The sequence below is a fragment of the Streptomyces sp. CA-250714 genome (genome assembly GCF_050936705.1).
Taxonomy (GTDB): Bacteria; Actinomycetota; Actinomycetes; order Streptomycetales; family Streptomycetaceae; genus Streptomyces.
Genome location: NZ_JBNJMI010000002.1, coordinates 2746557 through 2762301 on the forward strand (window position 1 = coordinate 2746557; position 15745 = coordinate 2762301).

General features: G+C 70.4%; 17 protein-coding genes and 1 tRNA gene. 5 read left to right on the forward strand and 13 right to left on the reverse strand.

What is annotated here, in order from left to right; translation table 11 throughout:
* Positions 1 to 7 precede the first annotated feature (7 nt).
* Positions 8 to 811, reverse strand: coding sequence for an ABC transporter permease (locus ACQEU8_RS31180; RefSeq protein ID WP_433108852.1), 804 nt, complete (start codon positions 809 to 811; stop codon positions 8 to 10).
* 34 nt (positions 812 to 845) lie between these two features.
* The gene (locus tag ACQEU8_RS31185) at positions 846 to 1652 is read right to left on the reverse strand and encodes an ABC transporter permease (RefSeq protein WP_433107012.1); all 807 of its coding nucleotides are present in this window, start codon (positions 1650 to 1652) and stop codon (positions 846 to 848) included.
* 218 nt (positions 1653 to 1870) lie between these two features.
* On the opposite strand from ACQEU8_RS31185, the gene ACQEU8_RS31190 reads away from it, so the two are divergent.
* Positions 1871 to 5140, forward strand: coding sequence for a transglycosylase domain-containing protein (locus ACQEU8_RS31190; protein ID WP_433107014.1), 3270 nt, complete (start codon positions 1871 to 1873; stop codon positions 5138 to 5140).
* A 299-nt stretch (positions 5141 to 5439) separates the two neighbouring features.
* Here the strand turns inward: ACQEU8_RS31190 and ACQEU8_RS31195 are convergent, their stop codons facing one another.
* Entirely contained in the window at positions 5440 to 5742 is a 303-nt protein-coding gene (locus ACQEU8_RS31195) for a GroES family chaperonin (RefSeq protein WP_433108854.1), read from the reverse strand.
* 73 nt (positions 5743 to 5815) lie between these two features.
* Positions 5816 to 6169 carry a DUF3618 domain-containing protein gene (locus ACQEU8_RS31200; protein WP_433107016.1) on the reverse strand — a complete coding sequence of 118 codons (354 nt, stop codon included), beginning with the start codon at positions 6167 to 6169 and terminating at the stop codon, positions 5816 to 5818.
* Positions 6170 to 6391: 222 nt separating this feature from the next.
* Between ACQEU8_RS31200 and bcp the strand changes: the two genes are divergently transcribed.
* The 3 genes from bcp to ACQEU8_RS31215 all read left to right on the forward strand — a co-directional run bounded on the left by bcp (position 6392) and on the right by ACQEU8_RS31215 (position 8599).
* Complete coding sequence (gene bcp / locus ACQEU8_RS31205; RefSeq protein WP_433107018.1) at positions 6392 to 6868, forward strand: thioredoxin-dependent thiol peroxidase; 477 nt, start codon at positions 6392 to 6394, stop codon at positions 6866 to 6868.
* Positions 6869 to 6939: 71 nt separating this feature from the next.
* Positions 6940 to 8445, forward strand: coding sequence for an MFS transporter (locus ACQEU8_RS31210; protein ID WP_433107020.1), 1506 nt, complete (start codon positions 6940 to 6942; stop codon positions 8443 to 8445).
* Positions 8446 to 8517: 72 nt separating this feature from the next.
* Positions 8518 to 8599 (forward strand) — tRNA-Leu (locus ACQEU8_RS31215).
* Positions 8600 to 8611: 12 nt separating this feature from the next.
* Here the strand turns inward: ACQEU8_RS31215 and rdgB are convergent.
* The 4 genes from rdgB to ACQEU8_RS31235 all read right to left on the reverse strand — a co-directional run bounded on the left by rdgB (position 8612) and on the right by ACQEU8_RS31235 (position 11033).
* Positions 8612 to 9226 (reverse strand): RdgB/HAM1 family non-canonical purine NTP pyrophosphatase, encoded by a 615-nt coding sequence (gene rdgB, locus ACQEU8_RS31220; protein ID WP_433107022.1) that lies wholly within the window; start codon positions 9224 to 9226, stop codon positions 8612 to 8614.
* A gap of 78 nt (positions 9227 to 9304) precedes the next feature.
* Complete coding sequence (locus ACQEU8_RS31225) at positions 9305 to 9685, reverse strand: hypothetical protein (protein ID WP_433107024.1); 381 nt, start codon at positions 9683 to 9685, stop codon at positions 9305 to 9307.
* Between the two features lie 148 nt (positions 9686 to 9833).
* Positions 9834 to 10559 (reverse strand): ribonuclease PH, encoded by a 726-nt coding sequence (gene rph / locus ACQEU8_RS31230; protein ID WP_433107026.1) that lies wholly within the window; start codon positions 10557 to 10559, stop codon positions 9834 to 9836.
* A gap of 240 nt (positions 10560 to 10799) precedes the next feature.
* Positions 10800 to 11033, reverse strand: coding sequence for a glucose PTS transporter subunit EIIB (locus ACQEU8_RS31235; protein ID WP_099881286.1), 234 nt, complete (start codon positions 11031 to 11033; stop codon positions 10800 to 10802).
* A gap of 164 nt (positions 11034 to 11197) precedes the next feature.
* Between ACQEU8_RS31235 and ACQEU8_RS31240 the strand changes: the two genes are divergently transcribed.
* A complete protein-coding gene (locus ACQEU8_RS31240) occupies positions 11198 to 12499 on the forward strand; it encodes a PTS transporter subunit EIIC (protein ID WP_433107029.1) in 1302 nt (433 codons plus the stop codon).
* A 57-nt stretch (positions 12500 to 12556) separates the two neighbouring features.
* Here ACQEU8_RS31240 and ACQEU8_RS31245 read toward each other — a convergent pair whose 3' ends face one another.
* The 5 genes from ACQEU8_RS31245 to ACQEU8_RS31265 all read right to left on the reverse strand — a co-directional run bounded on the left by ACQEU8_RS31245 (position 12557) and on the right by ACQEU8_RS31265 (position 15606).
* Positions 12557 to 13318 carry an MBL fold metallo-hydrolase gene (locus ACQEU8_RS31245; RefSeq protein ID WP_433107031.1) on the reverse strand — a complete coding sequence of 254 codons (762 nt, stop codon included), beginning with the start codon at positions 13316 to 13318 and terminating at the stop codon, positions 12557 to 12559.
* 219 nt (positions 13319 to 13537) lie between these two features.
* Complete coding sequence (locus tag ACQEU8_RS31250; RefSeq protein ID WP_433107033.1) at positions 13538 to 14488, reverse strand: PLP-dependent cysteine synthase family protein; 951 nt, start codon at positions 14486 to 14488, stop codon at positions 13538 to 13540.
* Positions 14488 to 14793 (reverse strand): MoaD/ThiS family protein, encoded by a 306-nt coding sequence (locus ACQEU8_RS31255; RefSeq protein ID WP_433107035.1) that lies wholly within the window; start codon positions 14791 to 14793, stop codon positions 14488 to 14490. The genes ACQEU8_RS31250 and ACQEU8_RS31255 overlap by 1 nt, the downstream gene beginning before the upstream one ends.
* A 173-nt stretch (positions 14794 to 14966) precedes the next feature.
* Positions 14967 to 15077, reverse strand: coding sequence for a putative leader peptide (locus tag ACQEU8_RS31260; RefSeq protein ID WP_433107037.1), 111 nt, complete (start codon positions 15075 to 15077; stop codon positions 14967 to 14969).
* A gap of 79 nt (positions 15078 to 15156) precedes the next feature.
* A complete protein-coding gene (locus ACQEU8_RS31265) occupies positions 15157 to 15606 on the reverse strand; it encodes a Mov34/MPN/PAD-1 family protein (protein ID WP_433107039.1) in 450 nt (149 codons plus the stop codon).
* Positions 15607 to 15745: the final 139 nt, after the last annotated feature.

Sequence of the window (15745 nt, forward strand, 5' to 3'; positions counted from 1 at the left end):
TCGTCTGTCAGCTTCCTGTGCTGCGGTACGCGCGCAGTCCCGCCCGCCACACCAGGCCCGTCAACGCGCAGCACAGCAGTGCAACGGCGGGTGCCGCGAAGTCGGCCCAGCCCGGCAGGCCCAGCGGATCGTCCCGGCCCAGTACGCGCAGCGCGGGCAGCCAGTTGACGAAGGCCAGCGGCACCACGAACGTCACCCCGCGCACCAGTTCCTTGCCGAAGACGGTGGGCGGGTACTGGAGCAGCGTCGTACCGCCGTAGGTGAAGGCGTTCTGCACCTCGGAGGCGTCCTGCGCCCAGAACTGGAAGGCGCCGCCGATGACGAACATGCAGCCGAATATGGCGGCGCCGCACAGCACCATCGAGCAGACCAGCGCGATCCTGCCCGGTGTCCACTCCAGCTCCAGCCGGGACACGGACCAGCCCAGCACGAGCGAGCCCTGGATGACCCGCCCCAGCCTGCGCAGCGCGAAGCGGTCGGCGGCGAGCTGGGCGAGGACGGGGACGGGCCGGGTCAACAGGACGTCCATGGTGCCGTCGCGCACCCGGCGGCCGACCCGCTCCGCCGTGCCCAGCAGCAGGTCGGACAGGCCGAAGGCGACGCAGGAGGTGCCGTAGAGGAAGGCGACCTCGGGCAGCGCGAAGCCGCCCAGCGCGTCCACCTGCGCGAACATGATCATGATGGCGGCGAAGTCGAGGAACGTCGTCACGAAGTTGGCCGCCAGCATCATCACGAACGAGGCCCGGTACGTCATCGTCGAACGCACCCACATCGCCGCGATGAAGCCATAGGCCCGCACCCCCCACGCCATCCGGCCCAGCGCGGCGCGGGACCGCGGCAGTACGTCAGCCACCCTGGACCACCACCTTGCGGGTCGCGGCGGTCTGGAGCAGCCGCCCCGCGACCAGCAGCACCAGTGCCCAGCCCGCCTGGAAGGCGAGCCCCGCCGCCGCGCCGCCCGGGTGGGTGCCCAGCAGCACATCGGCGGGCACCTGGAGCGTCGCCGACCACGGCAGCAGCCGCGCCGTCTCGCCGAAGGTGCCGGGGAAGACGGTCAGCGGCAGCAGCATCCCGGAGAAGAAGAGGCTCAGCAGGGTGGACAGGGCGTTGATCCCGGTCGCGTCCAGTAGCCAGAAGCCGCACAGCGCGAACAGATAGCGCAGCGCGAAACTGACCACGATGGCCAGCAGCACGGCGAGCAGGAACAGCAGCCACGTCCAGGGGGAGGCCGGCAGCGCCAGATCGAAGGCGAGAGCGCCGACGGCCAGCGGCACCACACCGCGCCCCAGCAGCTGGAACGCGGCCCGCCCCAGGTCCGCGGCGAGCCACCACAGCTGGAGGTCGACCGGCCGGTAGAGGTCGATGGCGACATCGCCGTTCCGGATCCGTTCGTGGAATTCGTCCTGAAATCCGCCGCCCATCAGCGCCGCGCTGGCCAGCATCGCCTGCCCGATCCAGACGAAGGTCAGCGCCTGGCTCTGGTCGTAGCCGCCGAGGTGGGGGCGCTCGTGCCACAAGGCGATGAACGTATAGGCGAGAATGAAGCCGAAGACGGTGTTGGTGAAGACGCCGGCTGCCGTGGCGACACGGTAGGTGGCGTAGCGCCGGAAGCCGCTGAGGGCTACGTCGAAATTGAGACGGAGCAGATGCATCCTTTCGAGCCCCTCTACCGTCTTCCCAGTAGCACTTCCGTGCGAGCACCGTGCGCGAGCGAAGCCAGCGAGCTTAGTTCACGGGTCTGGTGGGTGACCATCGAATATCCACCGGGCCGGGCTACGGCCCCGACGGCGTTCTCCGGTTCGGAGGGTGCGACAGTGTTCTACGGGGCGTACCAGCATCGCCCGCCATTGGACGAGGAGTCCCTGCATACATGAGTGACGAGCCGAACAGCGACGCCGAAGGCCGGGAGCCGGAGTCGGACGGCCCGCCAGAGCAGACCCCCGAGGGGAAGCCCGCCGCCGCCTCCGGGAAGAGCACGGGGGCCGCTGAGCAGAACGCGGGGACTTCCGGGCAGAGTACGCAGAGATCCCAGGCCGCCGGAGAGCGCTCCGCGGCCGCCGAGCAGGGCTCCGAAAACCAGCACGGCCCGGGGGGCGCGGACGGCTCCCGCGGGGAAGACGGCCTGAAGGCCGGTGAGGGCCCGCGCGCCGGGGGCAGCTCGCAAGCGGAGAGCGGCCCGCGCGCCGGCAACGGCCCGGAAGCCGGAAACGGCTCGGAAGCCGGGAAGGGCCCGCAGGCCGGGAACGACCCGCAAGCCGGCAACGGCCCGAAGGCCGGGAACGGTCGCGAAACCGGGAAGGGCCCGGAAGCCGGCAACGGCCCGGACGCCGAGAAGAGCCCGCAAGCCGGAAACGCCTCGCCCGCAGGCGGCAGCTCGCAAGCCGCGAGCGCCCCGCGCGCAGGGGACAGCTCGCCCGGGAAGCCTGCCGCGCCGAGTGCGCCGGGCGCCACAGGTGAGCGCCGGATATCCGCGCCGGGGCAGCCCGCGCCGAGCGAGCAGCAGGCATCGCCGGACGAGCCCGCGTCCAGCGGGCACCCCGCGTCCCCGGAGAAGCCCGCGTCCAGTGGGCAGCCCGCGCCACCGGAGAAATCCGCGTCACCGGAGAAGCCCACGCCGAGCGAGCGGTCCACGCCCAGCGAGCGGTCCGCAGTCGGCGAGCCGGCCGGCCCGTCCGACCGGACCACTCCCCCGGCGGCGTCCACCCCGCCCACCCCGCCACCACCGGCCGGACCGGCCGCGACTGCCGCCATGCCCGTGGGGCAGGCCCCGGCGGGGGGCAGCCCCCCACCTGAGGAGAGCGGCAGCCTCATGGCGAACTCTTCCGCCGCGAACAACGGCAAACAGGCCAAGAAGGAAGCGAAGAAGGCGGCGAAGCTGGCGAAGAAGCAGAAGCGCCGCCGTACCGGCTGGCGCCGGCTGCTGCCCACCTGGCGGATGGTGCTGGGCGGCCTCCTGCTGGTCGTCCTGCTGATCTCGGGCGCGCTGGTCGCCGGCTATCTGCTGGTGAGCATCCCGGCACCGAACGACGCCGCAGCGGCGCAGACCAACGTCTTCCTGTACTCGGACGGCTCCCAGATCGCCCGGGACGGCGAGATCAACCGGGAGAACATCACGCTCGGTCAGGTGCCGAAGAAGACGCAGCACGCGGTGCTGGCCGCCGAGGACCGCGACTTCTACAACGAGTCCGCGGTCGACCCGCAGGCCATGGCCCGCGCCGGCTGGAACATGGTCACCGGCGGAGAGCGCCAGTCCGGTTCGACGATCACCCAGCAGTACGTGAAGAACTACTACCTGAGCCAGGACCAGACGGTCACCCGTAAGGCCAGGGAGTTCTTCATCGCGCTGAAGCTGGACAACGAGGTCAGCAAGAACGACATCCTTCAGGGCTACCTCAACACCAGCTACTTCGGCCGGAACGCCTACGGCATCCAGTCGGCGGCGCACGCCTACTACGGCAAGGACGTCAGCAAGCTGACCGCGGCCGAGGGCGCCTATCTCGCCGCGCTGGTCAACTCGCCCAACGCCTACGACACCCGCGCCCACCCGGAGAACAAGGAGCGCGCCGTCGCCCGCTGGGAGTACGTGCTGGACGGCATGGTCAAGGAGGGCTGGCTCAGCAAGAGCGAGCGCGCGGAGATGAAGTTCCCCGAGCCGGACCGGGTGAAGCCGCCGCGGAACATGTCGGGCGAGCGCGGCTATCTGGTCGAGGCGGTCAAGAACTACCTCATCAACAACAAGATCATCGATGAGCAGCGGCTGGCGGCCGGCGGCTTCCGGATCACCACCACCTTCCAGCCGAAGAAGCAGAAGGCCATGCGGGACGCCGTCGACAAGCAGCTGATGGCCCAGCTGGACAAGAAGAACCGCAAGGTCGACAAGTACGTCCGCGCGGGCGGCGCCTCGGTGGACCCGAAGACCGGCAAGGTCGTCGCGATGTACGGCGGCATCGGCTACACCAAGCAGTACACGAACAACGCGACGCGCCGGGACTACCAGGTCGGCTCCACGTTCAAGCCGTTCCTGTTCACCGCGGCCATCCAGCACAAGTCCACCACCCAGGACGGCCGGCCCATCCGCGCGAACACCATCTACGACGGCACCAACAGGCGCGAGGTGGTGAGCAACGGCCAGGGCACCGGCTATGCGCCCGCCAACGAGGACCAGCGCTCCTACGGGAAGATCCCGGTCACGACCGCCATGGACAAGTCGGTCAACAGCGTCTTCGCCCAGATGGGCATCGACGTCGGCCCCAAGAAGGTCAAGGAGACCGCGGTCGATCTGGGCGTGCCCGAGGCCGTGCCCAACTTCACCCCTGACGGCTCCATCGCGCTCGGCGTCACCACCGCCTCGACGCTGGACATGGCCGAGGCGTACGCCACGCTCGCCAACCACGGCAAGCACGGCCACTACAGCCTGGTGCAGAAGGCCACCCGCGGCGGTGAGGTCGTCAATCTGCCCGACCACGAGCCCAAGCAGGCCGTGTCCCGGGCCGCCGCCGACTCCACCACGGCCACGCTGCGCAGCGTCGTCCAGGGCGGCACCGGTACGGCGGCGCAGTCCGCCGGCCGTCCGGCGGCCGGCAAGACCGGTACCGCGGAGGAGGACAAGGCCGCCTGGTTCGCGGGTTACACCCCGGACCTGGCCACCGTCATCTCGGTGATGGGCCAGAACCCGAAGACGGCCGTCCAGGAGCCGCTGTACGGGGCGGGCGGCCAGCCGCGCGTCAACGGTGGCGGCTACCCGGCCGAGATCTGGGGCGCCTATACGAAGAAGGCGCTGGAGGGCCGCCCGGTCAAGGACTTCGACCTGGACACCGCGGGCAACGGCAACGTGCCCGGCACCCAGCCGCCGAGCTCGGCCCCGACGACGAAGCCGCCGTCGAACGAGCCGAGCGACAAGCCGTCCGAGACCGAGCAGCCCAGCGACGACCCCTCGACGCCGCAGCCGCCGACCTCCCAGCCGCCGTCCAGCCCGGGGCCGAGCATCCCGGAGATCGGCGGCGTGGACGGGGGCGATCCGGGCGGTGACCCGGGCGGCACCGACGGCGGTACCGGCGGAACCGGCTCCCCCGGCGGCGACGCCAACGGCGATCCCGGCACCGGCTGGAACGGCGGCGGCCAGGGCGTCCGCCGCTGGTAGAAAGCCGCCGCCGAAGGGGAGCCCCCTCCCCGCCGAGCACTCTCCCCGCCGGGAAGCCTCTTCCCGGCGGGGAAGCCTTTTCGGGAAGCAATTTCCGCCGCGAAGGCGGCGAACCCCCACCGGGGGTATCGGCGGTGCCGAACGACCGTCAGCGCCCGGACCCGAACGCGAGGCCGACGACGACGCTCAGTGGCACCGCCGGACTCCCCGGCGGGGGTGCGCCGCCGCTGCGGCGGGAAAAGTTCCCGGCACCACCGCTCCGGCGGGAAACATTCTCGGCGTTGAGGGGCGCGGAGCGCTTACAGGTACAGCCCCGTCGAGTCGGCGGTGTCCTGGAGGCGCTCCGCCGCGACGGCGTGCAGATCGCGTTCGCGCATCAGTACGTACGCGACCCCCCGTACCTCGACCTCGGCGCGGTCCTCCGGGTCGTACAGCACGCGGTCCCCGGGCTCCACCGTCCGTACGTTCTGGCCGACGGCGACCACCTCGGCCCAGTCCAGCTTGCGTCCTACGGCCGCCGTGGCGGGGATCACGATGCCGCCGGAGGAGCGGCGCTCGCCCTCGCTGTTGTCGGTCCGTACGAGCACGCGGTCGTGCAGCATGCGGATCGGCAGCTTGTCATCGTGTGCGGAAGCAGGGGTCTTTGGGCTCACCGGAAGACCGTATCTCAGCGCCTCAGTGGTGGTGGCGGCGAGCCCGGCGACGGCCGGCGGGCTTGCGCCGGGAGGAGAGCGCGAGGGCGCCGCCGACCAGGGCGACGGCCACCACGGCGGCGGGCACGAGCCGCTCCAGCCGGGGGGCGCCGTCCTCGCTGACGAACTGGGCGCGCACATCGGAGACCGTGCGGTTGGCGACGACGTAGGCCCGCCCGGCGGTGCGGTCCACCGCGGCGGCCGCCTTGGCCTTGGCGTCCCCGATGATGGTCTTCGGATGAACGCGTACGGCGATCTCGTCCAGCGCGGCGGCGAGATCCTGCCGCCTGCGGATGATGTCCGCCTCGATGTCCGCGGGGGTCCTGGCTTCCGGCACCGAGCTGCCTCCGTCGCTGTCAGTCCTGCGTCCTACCGTGTGTGTCAGCGGCCATCCTGTCAGCTTGCCGGTGCCGCCGCCCCATGGCACCCCCGATCGACGGCTGTTGGCTACGCTCGGACCGGAGTGGGTCCGCCATGGGTCCACCACGGACAAGTACAGCATTACCGGTGGGTACCGCGGTGGCCACCTGAGGAAACGCAACTGCCCGAAGGAGCCCCGATGAGCCCACGACTCGAGCCCGGCGACGCCGCCCCGGACTTCACGCTGCCCGACGCCGACGGCAAGGACGTCTCGCTGTCCGAGCACCGCGGCCGCAAGGTGATCGTCTACTTCTACCCCGCGGCGCTGACCCCCGGCTGCACGAAGCAGGCGTGCGACTTCACCGACAACCTCGAACTGCTGGCAGGGCAGGGGTACGAGGTCATCGGCGTCTCGCCGGACAAGCCGGAGAAGCTGGCGAAATTCCGTGAGAAGGAGTCGCTGAAGGTCACGCTCGTCGGCGACCCGAGCAAGGAGACGATGGAGGCGTACGGCGCCTTCGGCGAGAAGAAGCTGTACGGCAAGACCGTCACCGGAGTCATCCGCTCCACGGTGATCGTGGACGAGGACGGCAAGGTCGAGCGGGCGCTGTACAACGTGAAGGCCACCGGGCACGTCGCCAAGCTGATCAAGGACCTCGGGCTGGCTTCGGAGTGATCCTGCCGGGCTGCCGCGGTGGCCTGCCGGGGGTGCGTATGCCTAGGTGGGGCCGGTGGTACCCATGAGGGATGAAGCACGAGGATCAGCCCCGGGACCCGGCTGCCCTCAAGCGGCACCGCCACCTCTTCCGCGCCGTCAGACGCCGACGGACGCCGAAGGTCCGCCGTAGCGACATCACGGTGACGGACGAGGCGACGGTCAAGCGCGCCACCAAGGCCGCCGCTGTCGGTAATGCCATGGAGTGGTTCGACTTCGGGATCTACGCCTATCTCGCGGTCACCATCGGCAAGGTCTTCTTCCCCGCCGGCAGCACCCAACTGCTGGCCTCGTTCACCGCCTTCGCCGCCTCGTTCCTGGTGCGGCCGCTGGGCGGACTGTTCTTCGGTCCGCTCGGCGACCGCATCGGGCGCAAAAAGGTGCTGGCGCTGACGATGGTGCTGATGGCGGCCGGCACCTTCTGTATCGGCCTGATCCCCTCCTACAGCTCCATCGGGCTGGCCTCGCCGGTGCTGCTGCTGGTGTGCCGGCTGGTGCAGGGCTTCTCCACCGGCGGCGAGTACGGCGGCGCGGCCACCTTCATCGCGGAGTACGCGCCGGACAAGCGACGCGGCTTCTTCGGCAGCTTCCTGGAGCTGGGCACGCTTGCCGGATACACCGGTGCGGCCGCGCTGGTGCTGGTGCTGAACACCGCGCTGGGCGACGACATGATGCTGCGCTGGGGCTGGCGCATCCCGTTCCTGGTGGGCGGCCCGATCGGGGTCGTCGGTCTGTATCTGCGGATGCGGCTGGACGAGACCCCGGCGTTCCGGAAGCGGGCGGCGCAGCTGTCGCACTCCCCCGAGGCGAGCGCCGTGGAGGCGAACGAGCCGAGGCTGTCGGAGAACGTGCCGCAGAAGGAGCTGAGGTCGATCTTCGCCGAGCAGTGGCGCACGCTGCTGCTCTGCATCGGCCTGGTGGCCGCCTACAACGTCACCGACTACATGCTCCTGTCCTATATGCCCGCCTATCTGACCGACGCCCTCGGGTACGAGAACTCGATGGAGCTGGTCGCCGCCATCATCGCCATGGTGGCGATGGCCGCGGTGATCCAGCGGGTGGGACACCTCAACGACCGCTTCGGCCGCAAGCCGGTGCTGATGACCGGCATGGTCGGCTTCTTCGTCCTGACGATCCCCGCCTTCGCCCTCTTCCAGCAGGGCAGCTTCGGCGCGGTGCTGCTCGGGCTGCTGGCGCTCGGCGCCTGTCTGGTGTGTCTGCTGGGCACCATGTCGGCGACGCTGCCCGCGCTCTTCCCCACGGATGTGCGGTACGGCTCGCTCTCCATCGGCTACAACGTGGCGACCGCGGTCTTCGGCGGCACCGCGCCGGGTGTGATGACGTATCTGGTCGACACCACCGGCGACAATCTGGCCCCCGCCTACTACGCCTCGGGCGCGGCAGTCCTCGGCATCGTCGCGGTCGCCTTGATGAAGGAGACGGCCCAGCAGCCGCTGGCGGGCTCACCGCCCTCGGTCAGTACCCATGAGGAGGCCCGCGCCCTGGCCCGCGCCGAAACCAACCAGCCCACCTTCTGACCCCGCCCGCCTGCTGCCGGCCCGCACCCCGGCCCGGCGGACCCGGATGCGGGCGCAGTACGATACGTGCGCGCGCGAGTGCCGGAATTGGTAGACGGGACGGCTTTAGGTGCCGGTGTCTTCGGACGTGGGGGTTCGAGTCCCCCCTCGCGCACCGTGGGTGGTCTCAGCCGAGTTGGAGCAGTTCCTGAACGGCGGGGACGAGGGCGCGGAACGCCTCGCCGCGGTGGCTGATCGCGTTCTTCTCCGCGGGGCTGAGTTCGGCGCAGGTCCTGGTGTCGCCGTCGGGCTGGAGGATCGGGTCGTAGCCGAAGCCGCCGTCGCCTGCGGGGGCGTGCCGGAGGGTGCCGCGCAGCCGGCCGCTGACGACGCGTTCGGTGCCGTCGGGCAGTGCGAGGGCCGCGGCGCACTCGAAGTGGGCTCCGCGGTGGGCGGCGTCGATGTCGGCGAGCTGGGCGAGCAGCAGCTGCAGATTGGCGCTGTCGTCCCCGTGCCGGCCGGCCCAGCGCGCGGAGAAGATGCCGGGCGCCCCGCCGAGCACGTCCACACAGAGACCGGAGTCGTCCGCGACGGCGGGCAGCTCGGTGGCCTTCGCGAGGGCGTGTGCCTTGAGGAGGGCGTTCTCCGCGAACGTCACACCGGTCTCCTTGACGTCCGGCACCTCGGGGTAGGCGTCGGCGCCCACCAGGTCCAGTTCGAGGCCGGCGTCGGCGAGGATCGCCTTCAGCTCGGTGACCTTGTGGGCGTTACGGGTGGCCAGGATCAGGCGCTTGGTGCTCATGGCCACCAAGTATCGCGCCCGCCCGGCGCGTGACGGTCGGTGGGAGGGCCCGGCCGGGCGGGCGGCGCCGGGCGAGGCTCAGCCCGGGGAGCAGACCTTCGTCAGCTCGTCGGCCGCGTCGGAGACCGGCTTGGTCCGTGGCGTACGGCCCGCCTCGACGTCGGAACGGACGCTGTCGACCGCCTCGCGCAGCCGGGAGACGGACTTGCCGACATCGCCGTCGTCCGTCTCCTTGTCGATCTTGGTGAGGTTCTTGTCGATCCGGTCCAGGGCCTTGTCCGCCTGGGTGGGGTCCTCGCTCGCGTCGGAGGCGGCCTGCTGGAGGTCGTCGACGGAACGGGCGACGGCCGAGGCGGTGTTGGCGCAGTCCAGCGCCCTGTCGACGGCCGAGCAGCTCGCCAGCAGTGGTACGACGACCAGCGCTGCAGCGGCTGTTGCGGTGACGGTCTTCCGTGGCACCTCTACGTCCCCTCCCGAAACCGATACTGGTCGGGCCGCACGGTTCGGCGACACGTGCGGCCCGCACTCGGATAGACGCGTAAAGCGGGGGCAAAGTTCCCCCCTGGCGCCCGCTTCGGCCCGGCGCCGCGCCGGGCCGTCTTCCGCTTCAGCGCCCCAGTGCGGTGCGCTGCGCGCCGTCGAGCTGGGCGCAGCCTGCGACGGCCAGATCGAGCAGTCCGTTCAGCTCGTCGCGGGCGAACGGCGCCCCCTCGGCGGTGCCCTGCACCTCCACGAAGCGGCCGTCACCGGTGCAGACCACGTTCATGTCCGTCTCGGCGCGCACGTCCTCCTCGTACCGCAGGTCGAGCATCGGTACGCCGTCGACGATGCCGACGCTGACGGCGGAGACGGTACCGGTCAGCGGCTGGGCCCTGGCCTTGACGATCTTGTGCTCCTGCGCCCAGCCGATGGCGTCGGCCAGCGCCACGTACGCGCCGGTGATCGCCGCGGTGCGGGTGCCGCCGTCGGCCTGGAGCACATCGCAGTCGATCACGATGGTGTTCTCGCCCAGCGCCTTGTGGTCCACCACGGCACGCAGCGAGCGTCCGACGAGGCGGGAGATCTCATGGGTACGGCCGCCGATCCGGCCGCGCACGGACTCGCGGTCGCCGCGGGTGTTGGTGGCGCGCGGCAGCATGGCGTACTCCGCGGTGACCCAGCCCTCCCCGCTGCCCTTGCGCCAGCGCGGCACGCCCTCGGTCAGGCTGGCGGTGCACAGCACCCGGGTGTCGCCGAAGGAGACGAGGACGGAGCCCTCCGCGTGCTTGCTCCAACCGCGCTCGATCGTGACGGGTCGTAGCTCCTCGGCCGTGCGGCCGTCGATACGTGACATGCGTGCGAGCGTATCCCTGGGCGGGGGCCTTGGCCGAACGTGGTGGTTGCGGTGCCTTCGCTTTCCGCCGGACCCTCGCCGTGGGGGTTGCTCGCCGTTGCGGCGGACATGGTGCTGGGGGCTTCGCCCCCAGGCCCCCCAGGCCCGAAGGGGCGCGGGGAACTGCGCGATCGGCCACGATGCGGCCGCGGCCTGCGGGCGGCGGGAAGGGGCAGCCCCTCAGCAGAAGAGGGGCGAGGCTCACATCATGTCTTCGATTTCGGCGGCGATGGGGTCGGCGTCGGTGCCGATGACCACCTGGATCGCGGAGCCCATCTTGACGACGCCGTGGGCGCCGGCGGCCTTCAGTGCGGCCTCGTCGACGAGGGAGGCGTCGTTGACCTCGGTACGGAGGCGGGTGATGCAGCCCTCGACCTCCTCGATATTGTCGAGCCCGCCGAGTCCGGCGACGATCTTCTCAGCCTTGCTGGCCATGTCGTTCTCCTGTGTTCGCGGACGGATTTGTCACGCTAGCCCACGATCAGCCCAGCTATGCGAGCGCCGGTACGCCGTCTGGCGAATCATGACGGTTACGACGTTCGCCCCGTCGCCATTAATGGTCTACACCATTATGCGCCAGCTGCAGTCAGGAGGAGGTCGTGAGCGCCAACGCCGCAGCCGGGCCGGGGAGGAAATGGAGCTCGGCCTTCTTCCAGGGCCTGCAGAAGATGGGCCGCAGCCTCCAGCTCCCCATCGCGGTGCTCCCGGCCGCCGGCATCCTCAACCGGCTCGGCCAGCCGGACATCTTCGGCGACGACGGGCTGGGCTGGACGGACGTGGCCAAGGTCTTCCAGGGCGCGGGCGGCGCCCTGCTGGATTCGGCGCTCGGACTGCCGCTGCTGTTCTGTGTCGGCGTGGCCATCGGCATGGCCAAGAAGGCGGACGGTTCCACCGCGCTGGCCGCCGTCGCGGGCTTTCTCGTCTACTACAACATCCTCCAGCAGTTCCCCGACTGCCCCTCGGGCGCCACCTTCGACCCCGAGCAGCGCACCTGTCTGACCAAGGACGGCACCGCCGCGGGCGCCGCGACCTTCCAGAACCCGGGCGTCTTCGGCGGCATCGTCGTCGGGCTGCTGTCGGCGTGGTTCTGGCAGCGGTTCCACCGGGTGAAGCTCGTGGACTGGCTCGGCTTCTTCAACGGCCGCCGGCTGGTGCCGATCATCATGGCCTTCGTCGCGCTGTTCTTCGCTGTGCTGTGCCAGTGGGTGTGGCCGCCGATCGGTGACGGGCTGACCAGCTTCTCGAAGTGGATGACGGACCTCGGCGCCTGGGGCGCGGGCATCTTCGGCGTCGCCAACCGGGCGCTCATCCCTATCGGCATGCACCAGTTCCTGAACACCTTCATGTGGTTCCAGTTCGGGAGCTACAAGAAGCCGGACGGCGAGGTCGTGCACGGCGACATCAACCGCTTCCTGGCCGGCGACCCGAGCGCGGGCCAGTTCCTGTCCGGGTTCTTCCCGATCATGATGTTCGCGCTGCCCGCCGCCGCGCTGGCCATCACACACGCGGCCCGCCCGGAGCGCCGCAAGGTGGTCGGCGGGCTGATGCTCTCGACCGCACTGACCTCGTTCGTCACCGGGGTGACCGAGCCGATCGAGTTCTCGTTCCTCTTCGTCGCCCCGGCGCTGTACGTCATCCATGTGCTGCTGACCGGCGTCTCCATGGCGGTGACCTGGGGGCTCGGCGTCCACGACGGCTTCAGCTTCTCGGCCGGACTCATCGACTACGTCATCAACTGGAGCCTGGCCACCAAGCCATGGCTGATCATCCCGATCGGGCTGTGTTTCGGAGCGGTCTACTACGTGATCTTCCGCGCCGTGATCTCCAAGTTCGATCTGAAGACCCCGGGCCGGGAGCCGGAGGAGGTCGCGGAGGAGATCGAGGATGAGGTGACCCGATAGGGGTGACGCGGTAGGGGACATTACGCGGCTCACCCGGAGCCCGGCCGGCCGGAGGGCTCAGATCTCGTACACGGCCCCCGGCCGGGCGAGCTCGACCGGGCCCGCGAAGACCGCCTTCGCGTCCCGCAGATTGATCTGCGGGTCCGTCCACGGCGGTACGTGGGTGAGCACCAGCCGGGCCGCACCGGCCCGGGCGGCGACCTCCCCGGCCTCCCGGCCGTTCAGATGGAGGCCGGGGATCTGCTCCTTGCCGTCCGTGAAGGACGCCTCGCACAGGAACAGATCGGCGTCCCGGGCCGCGAGTTCGAGCTGCGGACACGGGCCGGTGTCACCCGAATACGTGAGGACGCGCCCGCTCTCCTTGTGCTCGACCCGGAAGGCGTACGCCTCCACCGGGTGGTCGACCAGCTCCGTACGCACCCGGAACGGGCCGGCGTCGAAGCTGCCGCCGGCGGCGAGCGTACGGAAGCTGAAGACCTCGCTCATCGACGAGTCGGACGGGGTGTCGGCGTACGCGGTGGTGAGCCGCTGCTCGGTGCCGGGCGGGCCGTAGACCGGAATGGGCCCGCAACGGCCGCCCTCGTGCCGGTAGTACCGGGCGACGAAGTAGCCGCACATGTCGATGCAGTGGTCGGCGTGCAGATGGCTGAGCGCGATCACATCGAGGTCGTAGAGGCCGCAGTGCCGCTGGAGCTCACCGAGCGCGCCGTTGCCCATGTCCAGGAGCAACCGGAAACCGTCGGCCTCGACGAGATAGCTCGAACAGGCCGATTCCGTGGACGGAAACGACCCGGAACAGCCGACGACGGTGAGCTTCATGGAGTGGGAACCTCCGTTGGCGGCCTGCTGGAGAAGTCCCCAGGTCGTTGACGAGGGGACTTCCGAGCGTAAGCCGCCCGGGTCGGGGTGGCTCCTCGATGGGGCGGTGGTGTGGGCGGAATCACCAGCCCGGGGTAGCGCCGTTCCCCGCTGGGCCCGATGCAAACGTCGCGGTTTCGCCGATCGCCTTCCGCCGGGCCCTGTCCGGCCCGTTCGCCCTCACGCCCAGAGTTGGCCCTGCACCGTGGCGATGGCGGCCTCGTCGGAGTCGGCGGTGTACAGGCCCGTGGACAGGTACTTCCAGCCGCCGTCGGCGACGAGGAAGACGATGTCAGCGCTCTCCCCGGCGCGGAGCGCCTTGCGGCCCACCCCGATGGCGGCGTGCAGCGCGGCACCCGTGGAGACCCCGGCGAAAATACCCTCCTGCGCGAGGAGTTCCCTGGTACGGGTGACGGCGTCCGCGGAGCCGACCGAGAAGCGGGTGGTGAGTACGGACTCGTCGTACAGCTCGGGCACAAAGCCCTCGTCCAGGTTGCGCAGCCCGTACACCAGGTCGTCGTAGCGCGGCTCGGCGGCGACGATCCGGATGTCAGGACGGTGCTCGCGCAGATAGCGGCCCGCGCCCATCAGCGTGCCGGTGGTGCCCAGGCCCGCCACGAAGTGGGTGACCGACGGCAGGTCGGCGAGGATCTCGGGGCCCGTGGTGGCATAGTGCGCGCCCGCGTTGTCCGGATTGCCGTACTGGTAGAGCATCACCCAGTCCGGGTGCTCGGCCGCCAGCTCCTTGGCCACCCGTACCGCCGTGTTGGAGCCGCCCGCCGCGGGGGACGAGATGATCTCCGCGCCCCACATGGCCAGCAGCTGGCGGCGCTCCTCGCTGGTGTTCTCCGGCATGACGCAGACGATGCGGTAGCCCTTGAGCCTGGCCGCCATCGCCAGCGAGATGCCGGTGTTGCCCGAGGTCGGCTCCAGAATGGTGCACCCGGGCCGCAACCGGCCGTCCTTCTCGGCCTGTTCGACCATGTGCAGGGCCGGACGGTCCTTGACGGAGCCGGTCGGGTTGCGGTCCTCCAGCTTCGCCCAGATCCGTACGTCCTCGGAGGGCGAGAGCCTCGGGAGCCGTACGAGGGGGGTGTTGCCGACCGCGTCGAGCGGGGAGTCGTAGCGCATCAGCGCATCCGGCCCGCGTGCAAGCTGTGCATGCTTCCTCCGGCGACGGCGGGCAGGATCGTCACACTGTCCCCGTCGCTGACCTTGGTCGAGATGCCGTCCAGGAAGCGCACGTCCTCGTCGTTGAGGTAGACGTTCACGAAGCGGCGCAGCTCGCCGCCGTCCACCAGGCGGTCCTGGATTCCGCTGTGCCGGGCCTCCAGGTCGGCGAAGAGCTCGCCGATGGTGCTGCCACTGCCCTCGACCGCCTTCTGGCCGTCGGTGTAGGTGCGGAGGATGGTCGGAATGCGGACCTCGATGGCCATGAGAGTGCTCCCGTCGGAGAGGAAAGAGGGCTGGCTGTTCGGCGGGCCGGGGAGACCTCCCGCCCGTGGGCCGGGGAGGGCGGCTGCGGGCGCGGCGCGGGCCCCGTACCGCGGGCAGGGCGTACTGACGGGCCCTGGCGGGCAGCGCGACAGACCGCCCTGGCGGGCAGGCGTCAGGCCCGTGGACAGATCGCGCTGGCGAGGCGGCACAGGTCGACGTGCAGGCGCGCCACGAGCAGCATGCCCGGGGTCTTCTCGAATGCGCTCACGTCGTGGACAACCATGGGCTCATCGTAACGATTCCCGGCGGTGGAATCGGATGTGAGTTTCATGATGCGGACCGATCCGTCTCAAAGACGCCGGTCAGCGGGTCTCGGCGAGCTGTTCCCCGTAGCTCTCGACGACCTGGACCTCTTCCTCGGTCACCTCGCCGTCCACGATGCGGAATGAGCGGAAGGAGAACGGTCCCTCGTCGTTGCCGCACTCGGCGGTGGAGACGAGGACGTAGTGCGCACCGGGCTCGTTGGCGTAGGAGATGTCCGTACGGGAGGGGTATGCCTCGGTGGCGGTGTGCGAGTGGTAGATCACGACGGGTTCCTCGTCGCGGTCGTCCATCTCGCGGTAGAGCTTGAGCAGATCGGTCGAGTCGAACTCGTAGAAGGTGGGCGAGCGCGCCGCGTTCAGCATCGGGATGAAGCGCTCGGGGCGGCCCTCGCCGACCGGTCCCGCGATCACACCGCACGCCTCGTCGGGGTGGTCCGCGCGGGCGTGGGCGACGATCCGGTCGTGCAGCTCCTGGGTGATGGTCAGCATGACCGCCAGGATATGCGCGCCTGCGCACACCCGTCCGCGCCCCCACCCCGCCACCGACCCGGGAGCGCGCGGCCACCCGCCCGGGAGCGTGCGAAGGGCCGGACCGTACGGCTGAGCAGTACGGTCCGGCCCTGCGAAC

Excerpts from the sequence above, each read along its gene's own strand:
- ACQEU8_RS31180 (WP_433108852.1), bottom strand. The coding sequence starts at position 811 with ATGGCGTGGGGGGTGCGGGCCTATGGCTTCATCGCGGCGATGTGGGTG.
- ACQEU8_RS31185 (WP_433107012.1), bottom strand. The coding sequence starts at position 1,652 with ATGCATCTGCTCCGTCTCAATTTCGACGTAGCCCTCAGCGGCTTCCGG.
- ACQEU8_RS31190 (WP_433107014.1), top strand. The coding sequence starts at position 1,871 with ATGAGTGACGAGCCGAACAGCGACGCCGAAGGCCGGGAGCCGGAGTCG.
- ACQEU8_RS31195 (WP_433108854.1), bottom strand. The coding sequence starts at position 5,742 with ATGCTGCACGACCGCGTGCTCGTACGGACCGACAACAGCGAGGGCGAG.
- bcp (WP_433107018.1), top strand. The coding sequence starts at position 6,392 with ATGAGCCCACGACTCGAGCCCGGCGACGCCGCCCCGGACTTCACGCTG.
- ACQEU8_RS31210 (WP_433107020.1), top strand. The coding sequence starts at position 6,940 with ATGAAGCACGAGGATCAGCCCCGGGACCCGGCTGCCCTCAAGCGGCAC.
- rdgB (WP_433107022.1), bottom strand. The coding sequence starts at position 9,226 with ATGAGCACCAAGCGCCTGATCCTGGCCACCCGTAACGCCCACAAGGTC.
- rph (WP_433107026.1), bottom strand. The coding sequence starts at position 10,559 with ATGTCACGTATCGACGGCCGCACGGCCGAGGAGCTACGACCCGTCACG.
- ACQEU8_RS31235 (WP_099881286.1), bottom strand. The coding sequence starts at position 11,033 with ATGGCCAGCAAGGCTGAGAAGATCGTCGCCGGACTCGGCGGGCTCGAC.
- ACQEU8_RS31245 (WP_433107031.1), bottom strand. The coding sequence starts at position 13,318 with ATGAAGCTCACCGTCGTCGGCTGTTCCGGGTCGTTTCCGTCCACGGAA.
- ACQEU8_RS31250 (WP_433107033.1), bottom strand. The coding sequence starts at position 14,488 with ATGCGCTACGACTCCCCGCTCGACGCGGTCGGCAACACCCCCCTCGTA.
- ACQEU8_RS31255 (WP_433107035.1), bottom strand. The coding sequence starts at position 14,793 with ATGGCCATCGAGGTCCGCATTCCGACCATCCTCCGCACCTACACCGAC.
- ACQEU8_RS31260 (WP_433107037.1), bottom strand. The coding sequence starts at position 15,077 with ATGGTTGTCCACGACGTGAGCGCATTCGAGAAGACCCCGGGCATGCTG.
- ACQEU8_RS31265 (WP_433107039.1), bottom strand. The coding sequence starts at position 15,606 with ATGCTGACCATCACCCAGGAGCTGCACGACCGGATCGTCGCCCACGCC.